The sequence below is a fragment of the Zhongshania aliphaticivorans genome, assembly GCF_902705855.1.
GTDB classification, from domain to species: Bacteria; Pseudomonadota; Gammaproteobacteria; order Pseudomonadales; family Spongiibacteraceae; genus Spongiibacter; species Spongiibacter aliphaticivorans_B.
In genome coordinates this window covers 355,469-367,796 of record NZ_CACSIJ010000014.1, presented here as the reverse complement: position 1 = coordinate 367,796, position 12,328 = coordinate 355,469, and the positions used below count along the sequence as shown (strand labels likewise).

General features: G+C 51.0%; 11 protein-coding genes. 7 read left to right on the top strand and 4 right to left on the bottom strand.

Annotated features, from left to right (window positions below):
- Positions 1-296 precede the first annotated feature (296 nt).
- Positions 297-515 (bottom strand): 50S ribosomal protein L31, encoded by a 219-nt coding sequence (rpmE, locus tag GVJ32_RS13775; protein WP_159240671.1) that lies wholly within the window; start codon positions 513-515, stop codon positions 297-299.
- A 213-nt stretch (positions 516-728) separates the two neighbouring features.
- On the opposite strand from rpmE, the gene GVJ32_RS13770 reads away from it, so the two are divergent.
- The 6 genes from GVJ32_RS13770 (at position 729) to GVJ32_RS13745 (ending at position 7,813) form a co-directional block, all read left to right on the top strand.
- Complete coding sequence (locus tag GVJ32_RS13770) at positions 729-2,912, top strand: primosomal protein N' (protein ID WP_159240670.1); 2,184 nt, start codon at positions 729-731, stop codon at positions 2,910-2,912.
- 104 nt (positions 2,913-3,016) lie between these two features.
- Positions 3,017-4,771 (top strand): arginine--tRNA ligase, encoded by a 1,755-nt coding sequence (gene argS / locus GVJ32_RS13765; RefSeq protein ID WP_159240669.1) that lies wholly within the window; start codon positions 3,017-3,019, stop codon positions 4,769-4,771.
- A gap of 4 nt (positions 4,772-4,775) precedes the next feature.
- Positions 4,776-5,378 (top strand): SPOR domain-containing protein, encoded by a 603-nt coding sequence (locus tag GVJ32_RS13760; RefSeq protein ID WP_159240668.1) that lies wholly within the window; start codon positions 4,776-4,778, stop codon positions 5,376-5,378.
- Between the two features lie 99 nt (positions 5,379-5,477).
- On the top strand, positions 5,478-6,017 hold the full coding sequence (hslV, locus tag GVJ32_RS13755; protein ID WP_103684373.1) for an ATP-dependent protease subunit HslV: 540 nt from the start codon (positions 5,478-5,480) through the stop codon (positions 6,015-6,017).
- 26 nt (positions 6,018-6,043) lie between these two features.
- Positions 6,044-7,360 carry an ATP-dependent protease ATPase subunit HslU gene (gene hslU, locus GVJ32_RS13750; RefSeq protein ID WP_159240667.1) on the top strand — a complete coding sequence of 439 codons (1,317 nt, stop codon included), beginning with the start codon at positions 6,044-6,046 and terminating at the stop codon, positions 7,358-7,360.
- Positions 7,361-7,429: 69 nt separating this feature from the next.
- Entirely contained in the window at positions 7,430-7,813 is a 384-nt protein-coding gene (locus tag GVJ32_RS13745) for a gamma-butyrobetaine hydroxylase-like domain-containing protein (protein ID WP_159240666.1), read from the top strand.
- Positions 7,814-7,827: 14 nt separating this feature from the next.
- Here GVJ32_RS13745 and GVJ32_RS13740 read toward each other — a convergent pair whose 3' ends face one another.
- The gene (locus tag GVJ32_RS13740; protein WP_103684370.1) at positions 7,828-8,076 is read right to left on the bottom strand and encodes a hypothetical protein; all 249 of its coding nucleotides are present in this window, start codon (positions 8,074-8,076) and stop codon (positions 7,828-7,830) included.
- Between the two features lie 155 nt (positions 8,077-8,231).
- Entirely contained in the window at positions 8,232-9,617 is a 1,386-nt protein-coding gene (locus GVJ32_RS13735; RefSeq protein WP_159240665.1) for a PhoH family protein, read from the bottom strand.
- A 355-nt stretch (positions 9,618-9,972) separates the two neighbouring features.
- Here GVJ32_RS13735 and GVJ32_RS13730 point away from each other — a divergent pair, with 355 nt between their 5' ends.
- Positions 9,973-11,862: a VacB/RNase II family 3'-5' exoribonuclease gene (locus tag GVJ32_RS13730; protein ID WP_159240664.1), complete on the top strand. Its 1,890-nt coding sequence runs from the start codon at positions 9,973-9,975 to the stop codon at positions 11,860-11,862.
- Positions 11,863-11,948: 86 nt separating this feature from the next.
- On the opposite strand, the gene GVJ32_RS13725 is transcribed toward GVJ32_RS13730, so the two are convergent.
- On the bottom strand, positions 11,949-12,305 hold the full coding sequence (locus GVJ32_RS13725) for a group I truncated hemoglobin (protein WP_159240663.1): 357 nt from the start codon (positions 12,303-12,305) through the stop codon (positions 11,949-11,951).
- Positions 12,306-12,328: the final 23 nt, after the last annotated feature.

The window sequence follows — 12,328 nt, the reverse complement described above, 5'->3', positions numbered from 1 at the left end:
GTTATAAAAGTATTAGCGCTAACAATAACAGTTGTATGACAACGCTGCATTGCAGCTAAATGAAGAAGACTCGAGTGTTCGTTGACAACATCCAGCTGTGCTCTTTGGCCAGCAGCGGATACATCGTCGTTGCTTGCACTAGCGATTCGACGTGTGAAAAGTATCAGCCATCACCGTGACACTTTGAAACATTTGCAAAATCAAAAGCTATAAAACAAAAATGCCCGGTCAAATACTTAACCAGGCACTTTCTTAGTGTGGCTGCATCTAGCAGACCACCAAGCACTACTGCGATATTACGCTGTAGTGGTACCACGGCTGCCGAAACGCTTGCGGAACTTATCAACACGGCCGCCAGTATCCAGCATTTTTTGCTTGCCGGTGTAGAACGGGTGACATGATGCACATACGTCAACATGAAGTGCTTGGCCAAGGGTAGAACGCGTTTCAAAGGCGTTACCACAGCTGCACGTTACGTTGATAGCAACATAATTCGGATGGATATCTGCTTTCATGGGTCTTTCCTCAATGGTCGCCGCCACCCGATCTTTTGCCGGGCACCGCGCAGGGCTGACAAGCTCAAAAAATAGCTTGAAATTCAGGCGGCGAATATTAACAGAAATAGCTCAATAAGCAAGCAAGACGCGCCATGAGCTAAAAACGAGACTCTTACCGCCACGCTATTTCTTATACACTGTGGCTCTTTGCCATAGCGAAACCGCTTTTTCATGCCGAAACTTGTCACCATTGCCGTTCCCTGCCCCCTGCGCCGAGGCTTCGACTACCTGTGGGCGGACGCATTGCAGCAAGAGCCCGAACTAGGAATGAGGGTGAGCATTCCCTTTGGGTCACGGAGACTAGTCGGTGTCATTATTGCCACCGATGTCAGCAGCGACATCCCCAGCAGCAAAATGAAAGCAGTGCTTAAAGTGCTAGACAGTAAACCAACACTTTCCCCATATCTCGTTGAGCTAGGGCGCTGGGCCGCTGATTATTATCATCACCCCATCGGCGACTGCATCCAACAAATGCTGCCTGTAACCCTTCGCAAAGCAGAGCCCGCGAAAGAAAAGCCCGCCCAATATTGGCAGTGCAGCGAGCAAATAAACCAATTGCCGACCTTGTCAGCGCGGGCACATCAGCAGCGCAGCCTACTCTCAGTGATCGAGCAGTCTGGGCAACTTTCGCGCCGACAAATTAAAGACTTGGGTTATAGCAACAACGTTCTCAATACCCTGATTAATGGCGGCTACTTATGCAAAGCGGACGCCCCTCTCGTCAAACGAAAAGACCAGCAAGCGAATAAACCCGTTTTAAACAGCGAACAGGACGAAGCCGTAAATGCTATTTCGAGCGCGCTTGGCCGCTTCGAGCGCTTTTTACTCGATGGGGTAACCGGCAGCGGCAAAACCGAAGTTTATCTTCGCGCCATTGAAAATTGTCTCGCTCGCGATGAGCAAGCGCTGGTGCTGATTCCAGAAATCGGCCTAACACCACAAACCCTTCAGCGTTTTGAGCAGCGCTTCCCCAAACAAGTAAGCACCCTACACTCTGGACTCAGCGACGGCGAACGCCTACTAAACTGGCAAAATATTCAATCTGGCAAACACCAAATCTTGCTTGGCACCCGCTCTGCGGTGTTTACACCCTTTAACAAATTAGGACTGATCATTGTTGATGAGGAGCACGATGCCTCCTACAAACAGCAAGACGGCTGGCGCTATTCTGCAAGAGACATTGCCGTAAAACGTGGCGCAGACCATCACTGCCCCGTGGTGCTAGGCAGCGCAACACCCAGCCTCGACAGCCTGCATAATGTTGCGCAAAATCGCTACCAATTGCTGGAATTACGTGAGCGAGCCGGCGGTGCCAGCGCGCCCAGTGTACGTTTACTCGACATTCGCAATGAGGCCCTAGATGAAGGCCTTAGCAAATCGCTACTCGATGCGACTACCCGCACTTTGAACGCTGGTAATCAGGCGCTCATCTTTTTAAATCGCCGAGGATTTTCGCCCCAATTGCAATGCCATAGCTGCGGCTGGCTGGCAAACTGCCAAGCCTGCGACGCTAAAATGACGGTGCATTTTGGCCGCCGCGAACTCCGCTGCCACCACTGCGATGCCAGCGAAGCCCTGCCGAGTATTTGCCCACAATGCCACAACCATCAACTCATCTTTCAAGGTCCAGGCACTGAACGCTTGGAACTGAGCTTAAAGCGGCACTTTCCAGACGTCGCAGTGATCCGTATTGACCGCGACACCACTTCTGCCAAGGGCAGCATGCAGTCGCTGGTCGACGACATCCACACCGGCAAACCCTGCATTTTGGTCGGCACCCAAATGCTGGCCAAAGGCCATCATTTTCCTGATGTCACGCTAGTGGGGATTGTCGACATTGATGGCGGCTTATTCAGCGCAGACTTTCGCGGCCCTGAGCGCAGCGGCCAACTATTGATTCAAGTCGCTGGCCGCGCTGGTCGTGCCGACAAACTCGGCACGGTGTATATTCAAACCCACTGCCCAGAACACCCCGCGCTAGAAGCTCTGGTCAATAAGGGCTACCAGCCTTTTGCCCAGCAACTACTTGCCGAGCGCAGGCTGTTCTCACTGCCGCCGATCAGCTTTAGCGCTGTTATTCGCGCAGATGCCACATCGCTACAGGGCGCAGAGGCATTTCTTGAACAAATTAGGACTGCGCTACCAATTGGCGACACTCAGTGGAGCATCGTTGGCCCGCTACCCGCGCCAATGACCCGCAAGGCCGGCAGATTCCGCGCCGCACTTATTTTGCAGGCTGAGCGCCGCAGCCTGCTGCACCAACACTTGCATACCGCCTGCCATATCGGCGACCAATTAAACAAACCACAAAACCTGCGTTGGTCCGTCGACGTTGATCCTATCGACCTTTTTTAGGCCCCCAACTCAGTTCACAGCAAATCGCCCCAGCACTGGCAGCATGGCGCGTAAACAGTGATAATACGCGACCTTGTTTTTGACCTAAGAGCTTTTGCCACACCATGAAAGAGAAAGTCGCCCAGCATATCCAACAGGCCCTGCAAACCCTACGCAGTGCCCAGTCGTGGCCAGACGAGGTGGTGACAACTATTCAGGTAGAGCACACCCGCGACAAAGCCCATGGCGATTTCGCCAGCAATATCGCGATGACGCTAGCAAAGCCCTTAAAATCTAACCCCCGCGCGATTGCCCAGCAAATTGTCGATGCCCTGCCCGACACCAGCGATATCGTCAAAGTTGAAATCGCCGGCCCCGGTTTTATTAATTTCTTCGTGAATGAAGAGAGCAATTTTCAAGTGCTGCACGACATCTTCGCCCAAGGAAATAACTTTGGTCGCCAAGCTAGCCGCGAAAAATCGGTGCAAGTTGAATTTGTATCGGCCAACCCAACCGGCCCACTGCATGTCGGCCACGGCCGTGGTGCCGCTTACGGCGCAAGTGTGGCCAATATGCTGGAAGCGGTTGGTTATAGCGTTTGCCGCGAATACTACGTAAACGATGCCGGTCGCCAAATGGACATCCTTGGCACCAGTGTATGGCTACGTTATTTACAAGCCTGCGGCGAAGACATCACCTTTCCCAGCAATGGCTACCAAGGCGACTACATTGCCGACTACGGCCGCGAACTATTAGAAGAGCACGGCAAAATCTTGCACCACAGCGCCAGCGATGTGTTTGCAAACATACGTGCGGACGCACCAGAAGGCGATAAAGAAAAACACATCGACGACTTAATCAACCGCGCAAAAGACTTACTTGGTGACAATTACAGCATTACCTTTAATAAGGGTTTAAATGCAATTCTTGGTGACATCCGCAGCGACCTCGCCGAATTTGGTATTGAATACCAAGAATGGTTTTCTGAGCGCAGCTTAACCCAAGACCCCGATCAGGTTGACCGCGCTATTCGCAAACTCCAAGACAACGGCTTTATTGAAGAACGCAGCGGCGCCCTGTGGTTTATGTCTACCCGCTTCGGCGACGACAAAGATCGCGTCGTAAAACGCGATAACGGCCAAACCACTTACTTCGCCTCGGACATTGCCTACCACCTCAATAAATTTGAGCGCGGTTTCGACACCGTTGTGAATATTTGGGGCGCAGACCATCATGGCTATATCGCCCGTGTAAAAGCAGCCCTACAAGCACTGAACCTAGATCCAGAAAAGTTGGTAGTGAAGTTGGTACAGTTTGTGTCTCTGTATCGCGGCGACCAGCAAGTACAAATGTCTACTCGTTCTGGCTCTTTCGTTACCTTACGAGAACTCCGGGAAGACGTGGGCAACGACGCTGCGCGCTTTTTCTATATTATGCGCAAAGCCGATCAAGCAACCGATTTCGATCTAGAGCTGGCGAAGTCAGAGAGCAAAGACAATCCGGTGTATTACATCCAATACGCCCACGCGCGGGTGGCCAGCATTGTGCGCAAACTCGCTGATCAGGGTGAAACTTGGACGCCGGACGCCGGCCTTGCCCAATTGTCAGAACTGAGTCACGAAGTTGAAAAGGATTTACTGGTTAAATTGTCTCGCTACCCAGAAATACTGCTCAGCGCGGCTGAACAATTTGAGCCACATTCACTCGCACACTATCTGCGAGAATTAGCGGGCGATTTTCACACTTATTACAACGCCCACAAAATGTTGGGCGTGGAGACCGCAGTGCGCGATGCCCGTATTACGCTGGCATGCGCAGTCAAGCAGGTCTTACACAATGGATTGACGCTGCTGGGGGTGTCTGCCCCAGAGGAAATGTAACAGCATGGCAACACAAAAGAAGACAACTCGCGGCGCGACTCGCAGCCCAGAGCGTAAGGGACTTCCCGCCTCAGCATTACTCGGCACGGGCTTTATTGCCGGTATTATTTGCTCGGTACTGGTCTACTCTACCGTTATTAGCAAACACCCCGAACGCGAAGCGAAGTTAGCGGCAAGCAAGGCCGCTGCCGCACAAGAAAAGGCACAAAAAGACCGTAAAGACGTTACCAGCAATACCAAGTTCGACTTCTTTACCGTGTTGCCTGAGCGCGAAGTGATCGTGACCGAAGAACCACGGCCAGCACCGAAGAAGCCAAGCAACGCCATCAAGCAAGTAGACAAGCCGCCGGTTGAAAAACCCGATATCAGCGGCGAGCGCTACATCTTGCAGGCCGGCTCCTTCCGTCAAGGTGCAGATGCCGACCGTCGCCGAGCTCAAATTTTGCTTCTTGGCCTAGACGCCAAAGTAGAATCGGTAGAAGCCAATGGCGACCGCTGGCATCGGGTATACGTGGGGCCGTTTCAATCTCACAACACCCTCAGCGACGCACGCAGCAAGCTTATCAACGAAAGCATCGACACACTGGTTATCCGCCAAAAGAAATAGCGCCAAGTTAAGACGCAAGCCGCCCTTGAAATCCTCAGGGGCGACCCCACCTACCATATCGAACCCCACCGCATTTTTATTAACGATAAGGAGTCCCGCGTGGAACAGTTTCGCGGCACCACAATCCTCTCCGTTCGCCGCAACAATCAAGTTGTCATCGGCGGCGACGGCCAAGTCACCATGGGCAATACGGTCATGAAGGGCAACGCCCGCAAAGTCCGCCGCCTTTATAAAGATCAAGTTCTGGCAGGTTTTGCCGGCGGCACCGCCGACGCCTTTACCCTCTTTGAATTATTTGAAGCCCAACTTGAGAAGCATTCTGGCAAATTAGTTCGCGCCGCTGTAGAGCTCGCCAAAGCCTGGCGCAGCGAGCGGTCATTACGCCAGCTAGAAGCACTGCTCATTGTTGCAGACAAAGAAACCACCCTCGTCATCAGTGGCAACGGTGACGTCATCGAACCCGAAGACAATATGATCGCCATCGGCTCTGGCGGCTCCTTCGCCACCGCAGCGGCCCGCGCCCTGATGGACAATACTGAGTTAAGCGCTGGGGATATTGTAGAAAAAGGCCTGACAATTGCGGGCGATATCTGCATTTACACCAACCACAGTCGCACCATCGAATCACTAGAATACTAAGCGCCTCGGCGCCCTCGGAGTATCTGATGTCTAATATGACACCCCGTGAAATTGTTCACGAACTCGACAAACACATTGTTGGCCAGAGCGACGCCAAGCGCGCCGTGGCCATTGCCCTGCGCAACCGCTGGCGCCGCATGCAGTTAGAAGAAGATCTGCGCAACGAGATCACCCCAAAGAATATTTTAATGATCGGCCCCACCGGCGTCGGTAAAACCGAAATCGCTCGTCGCTTAGCAAAATTATCTAATGCGCCGTTCATTAAAGTAGAAGCCACCAAGTTCACCGAAGTGGGTTACGTAGGTCGTGATGTCGAATCCATTATTCGCGACCTAGTAGATGTGTCTATAAAGCTTTACCGCGAACAAGCTATGGAGCAAGTCGCCCACCGCGCTGCGGATGCCGCAGAAGAACGCATACTCGACATACTGCTGCCACCTGCACGCGGAGAGAATAATGGCGAAGAACGCAGCGACAATACCCGCCAACTATTCCGTAAAAAACTGCGCGAAGGCGAACTAGATGAACGTGAAATCGACATTGAACTAAATGCTACACCTGTTGGTGTCGAAATCATGGCACCACCGGGCATGGAAGAAATGACCAGTCAACTGCAGGGCATGTTTTCTAAGTTGGGCAGCGACAAAAAGAAAACCCGCCGCATGAGCGTTAAAGCTGCGCTAAAACAAGCTCAAGATGAAGAAGCCGCTAAATTGGTCAATGAAGAAGACCTGAAAACCCGCGCGCTAGAAGCCACCGAGCAAAACGGCATTGTCTTTATTGATGAAATCGACAAGGTTGCAAAACGTCAGGAAACCGGCGGCGCTGATGTATCACGCGAAGGTGTGCAACGAGATTTACTGCCCCTAATTGAAGGCTGCACCGTGAGCACCAAGCACGGCGTTATCCGCACCGACCACATTTTATTTGTGGCGTCCGGCGCCTTCCATTTGAGTAAACCCTCAGACTTGATCCCCGAGTTGCAAGGCCGCTTGCCGATCCGTGTTGAACTGTCTGCGCTGACCCCCGATGATTTTGAACGCATTCTCACCGAACCCCACGCTTCATTAACCGAGCAATACCAAGCATTGCTCGCCACCGAAGGCTTAAAAATAGAGTTCAGCAAAGACGGGATTCGTCGCATTGCCGAAACCGCTTGGGAAGTAAACGAGCGCACCGAGAACATCGGCGCACGTCGTTTGCACACAGTGATGGAGCGCTTATTGGAAAGTATTTCTTTCGACGCTGGCGATACCCACTCGATCACTATTGACGCCGAATACGTTTCTGATCAACTCGGTGAATTGGCGAAGGATGAAGATTTGAGCAGGTTTATTCTTTAGCTCCGCGTCGGACGTCAGACGTCCGACGCATGCCCAGCTCAAAATCACTACATAGGCAGAAATCACACCATGAGCCAAGCACCCACCGACATTAAATTCCGCAAACAATCTCAGCAGCTGGAGCTTAGCTATGCCAGTGGCGAGCAGTTTGCTTTAAATAGTGAGTTTTTACGGGTGCACTCACCGTCAGCGGAGGTGCGCGGTCACGGAGCAGGGCAGGAAACCCTGCAAACGGGCAAACTCAAGGTACAAATTACCGAGCTGATTCCCGTTGGCAATTACGCTTTGCAATTGGTTTTTAGCGACGGGCACGACAGCGGAATTTATTCATGGACGTATTTACGGGAACTGTGCGAACAGCAAGATACGCTGTGGAAGGACTACCTGCAAAAGCTCGATGACAATAAAGCCAGCCGCGACCCCGACGAGCAGGTCGTTAAATTTTTCAATTAATGCCCACGGCCAAATTACTCGCGCAGCACAATGCGCGGGCTTAAATTTACACCGCCATCTTCTTCCAATACGCCGATATTAACACCCGTTGAGTTTTCTACCACGACTAGCGGTGGCTCAAAACTTGGCTGACGAATAAATTTAAGCGTCCAGCCAAAATTTTCGATTCGACGCAGAGCAATTTTTTGCATATCTGTCAGTAATTCTAGCGCGTTCTCAGGAATCGCTGGGCGTCCATCGCGCTGTTCCTGAATGAGAGTCATAGTTACACCGTAATTTTGGTATTTGAAACTAGCACCATACGCCTAGAGTGATATAACTCACAGGCGCACATCACCGTATTGACAAACATCAAGATTCGGTACTAGCAGCGAAAGCGCGAGCTAACGCCGCAAGATTTTTCTTCTGCCATACTTGCCTATAAATTTTCCTCAGCAAACGCCGCTAAGCGCGATCGTTCTATACCGTTCACATGCATCACGCCGGCATGTTCAAAGTTTTTACTCTTTTCTACAAGATAAGTAAGACCCGAGGTTAGCGGCGATATGTATTTATTATCGATCTGCGCAAGGTTGCCCAAAACGACTATTTTGGAGTTTACACCCACCCGTGTGATGATTGATTTCAACTGGAACTGGGTGAGCCCCTGCGCCTCGTCAATCACAATATAGGCGTTATTAAAGGAGCGCCCGCGCATGAAATTCAGTGACTTAAACTGAATATTCGCCTTGTCTTTCACGTACTCAATGCTGCTGTAAGGCGACTCGTCAGTGCCATGCAAAACTTCGAGATTATCCTCAAATGCCGCCAACCACGGCGCCATTTTTTCTTCTTCGGTGCCGGGAAGAAAACCAATATCCTCAGCCATCGGCGGCGTAGAACGCGCCACTATCATCTTATCGAAACGCTTTTCTTCCAAAATAGCATGTAAACCATAAGCAAGGGCGATGAGGGTCTTTCCAGAGCCAGCCGGCCCCGTCAGCACCGTCATATCGATGTGCGGACGGGAAATCAAGAAGAAGGCCATGGCCTGCTCAAAGTTACGTGGACTCAACCCCCACATGCGCTGATGCATGAGCTGATCTCGACTTAAATCTAAGAGCTCAAGTTTGTCTTCATCGACTGACCTCACCATGCTGGCGAAGCCGCTATCATCGTAGAGAAACTCGTTAATATGCACTTTAGGCAGCACGTCGCGATTCAACACATGTACGGTTTGCCCACCCTCTCTTAGGGTATCGACCTTGTCTACCTGACTCCAGAAGTTACCCGGCAAGTGCTCGTAGCCCTTTGCCATGTATTGAATGTCTTCAAGTACACGGTCTTTACGGTAGTCCTCTACATTCTCCAGCCCAGAGCCTTTGGCCTTCAAACGCATATTGATGTCTTTCGTTACCAAACAGACGTAGGCTTTGGGATTTTTAACCTGCAAATGCAGAGCAACATTAATAATGCGGTTGTCGTTGGCCTGCTGCTGACTGCCATCTAAATAGGGCGCGGGTACATCGTGGTTTATTAGCTGGTCGGGGAAAATAGCCAAACTGCCGTTTTCGTCGCCGCCACGCGCATTAGGAATCGGCACCCCCTCTTGAATTGCCTTAGGACTGGCATTGAATAAAATTTTATCGATCGCATTTATTGCTATCCTCGCCTCGCGACTCACGTCTTTGTCGCGCCTGTCCTTGATATGATCTAACTCCTCCAACACCGTCATCGGGATCACCACCCGATGCTCATGAAAGGCGTTTAACGCCATGGGGTCATGCAGCAAAACGTTGGTATCAAGAACAAAGATTTTTTCCATAGGACACTCTCTGTTAACAACATAAAAGAAAACCGGCGCTCAACGCGACCAAGAAAAGACCGTTTTGAGAACCAAATAAGGAAGGTATTAGGGAGGAAAACGCCAGCTCGCGGAGCGTAGGGCTGTTGTCGCGAAGCTGAACGAATACAGCGCGCAGAAGGTTTGTAACCGTAAGCCCGAAGGCATTGAAAGCATGACGGCAATAGACCGCTCCATACAACACAGCGTAGCTTGATTATTAAAAGCGATGACCATCATTGTCAACCGTTATCGCTGTGATATCGGAAGACTCCGCCACACATTTCCGCTACCCTGTACCCCTTTTTCGTGACCCGAACACAGGTACCATCGATCCATGCTCGACAAAAATGCCCTGCTACAGCTAAACCAGCTGAAAACCCAAATCATAGATTCTAAAGATCAAGGCGACGGCGAAGTTCGCGGCAGCCAGCGACGCTTTGGATTTGTGCGCTTAGACGATGGTCGCGACGTATTTCTTGCTCCCGACGATATGCAGCGGGTTTTCCCCGGTGATAGAGTGCGTATCAACGTCCTCACCGACGACAAAGGCAAATTCAAAGCAGAATTAGAAAAGCTGTTAGAAAGCCCTTTAGACTGTTTTACCGGTCGCTACGTGGTGCGCGGGCAGGGTCATTTTGTCGAACCCGATTTACCGCGCTTTAATAAACTGCTGTTTATTCCACCATCGCAGCGCAAAAAATGTAGCGAAGGCGACTTCCTCTATTGCCAGGTCGCACAGCACCCCTTCAAAGACGGCAAATCACAGGTCAAAGTTTTAGAAAATATCGGCAGCCCCGACACCGCGGGTATTGAAGGTAAATACACCCAGCGCAAATTCAAGCTCCCCAAAGACTGGCCTAAAGACTGCAGCATCGGTGACGACCTGCGCGCTGAGGCTCGCAAGGACCTTCGCGACATTCCCTTTGTTACTATAGACTCTGCAGAAACCCGCGATATCGATGACGCGCTGTGGGCGCAAGCCAATGACAAGGGCTGGGAATTACACATTGCCGTTGCCGATCCCGGCGCGTTTATCACTCCCGGCAGCGCCCTAGATCGCGCAGCCCAGCAACGCGCCAACACCGTGTATTTGCCTGGTTTCACCCAAACCATGCTACCGAACCCAATATCTCAAGGTAGCTGTTCCTTAGTCGCCGATGAGGATCGCTGCGCCATCGTGTGTAGCTTACAAGTCAGCGCAGAAGGTGAGATTAGCGACATTCAATTCAGCGAGGCGCTTATTCGCTCTAAAGCGAAACTTAACTACAGCGATGTCCACGCTCACCTCCACAATGAAATGGAATTAGACCAAGCCTGTCTAAAGGACTTATACGCAGCGAGCTTGGCCCTCAAAAAGTACCGCAGCGAGCATCACATCATTATGCCCGAGCAGCCGGATTTCTATTTCCAGCTCAACGAGCAACGTAAAATCGAAAGTATTAGCAAGATTGAGCGCAACGATGCTCACCACCTAGTAGAAGAGTGTATGTTGGCCGCCAACCGCAGCGCCGCGATATGGCTCGCCGACTCCCCTGCGTTGTATGTCTGCCACGCCGGCTTACGTGAAGATCGCTACGACAATGTGCGCACCGTAATAAGTAAAGAAATCCCCAGCTTAGTAGACTGCGACATCGCAACACTGCCTGGCTATAAAGCATTAATTAAGGCCTGCGAAAGCAGCGAATCACCCCTGCCGTTGCGCAGTGTTTTTGCCCGTATGCTACAGCCTGGCGATATTAGCACTGAAGCCAAACCGCACTTTGGACTTGGTCTAGAGCGCTACACCACCTTTACTTCGCCGCTACGTAAATACAGCGATTTATTAGTGCAACGCTGTATTCGCGCCAAACTAAATAACGAGACGCCAATACTGCCGAATGAAGACGAACTAAGTACCTTGCTAGAAGGCATTCGCAATGGCCGACAGGCAAGCAAGCAGATGGAACAATGGCTGCAATACCAGTATCTGGCGCGCAATACCACTGACACTGATTACGATGCGCGAATCGCCCACGTTAACGGCGGCGGCTTTACGGTTGAATTACTCGACACCGGAATTAGCGGCTTTGTAGAAGCACGCACCATTCCCGAAAAATTGAGCTTCGACGCCGATACCTTACGCCTGTTTAACGACAAGCAGTCATTCCAACTCGACCAACTAGTAAAAGTAAAAACCTCAGAGCTAGATGACTTCCAACGCAAACTGATGTTCTTATTGGTTTAATTCAAACCGCTGTATTGGTAAATAACGTGACTCAGCTTTAGGCAGTCTTACCGCTAAATCGAGTCGCGTTATTTATATCCACACAATTATCGGTTTAACACCTCATCACGAACGCTATCTGCGATTTTTGCGACTTCAGCAATATCATCAGCACCAACACCAAGCTCACTCAATGTTCCGGCGAGGTTTTCTACCACCGCATTAAAGTGCTCATTGTTTATCCCCATCCCCGCATGAGCGGTACGCATATCCTCACCGCTGTATTCACTTGGACCACCAAACACCATAGTCAAAAATAGCTTTTGCTTACGGGCCAAGGCAAACATATCAATATTTTCAAAGAACGCGCTTATACGCCCATCCGCCATAATCTTGTCGTAAAAAATGTCTACTGCTTTGTCCACTGCGGGCTCACCACCAATACGCTCATACAATGTTGTCATATCATCAATCCTCGTAATTTAAT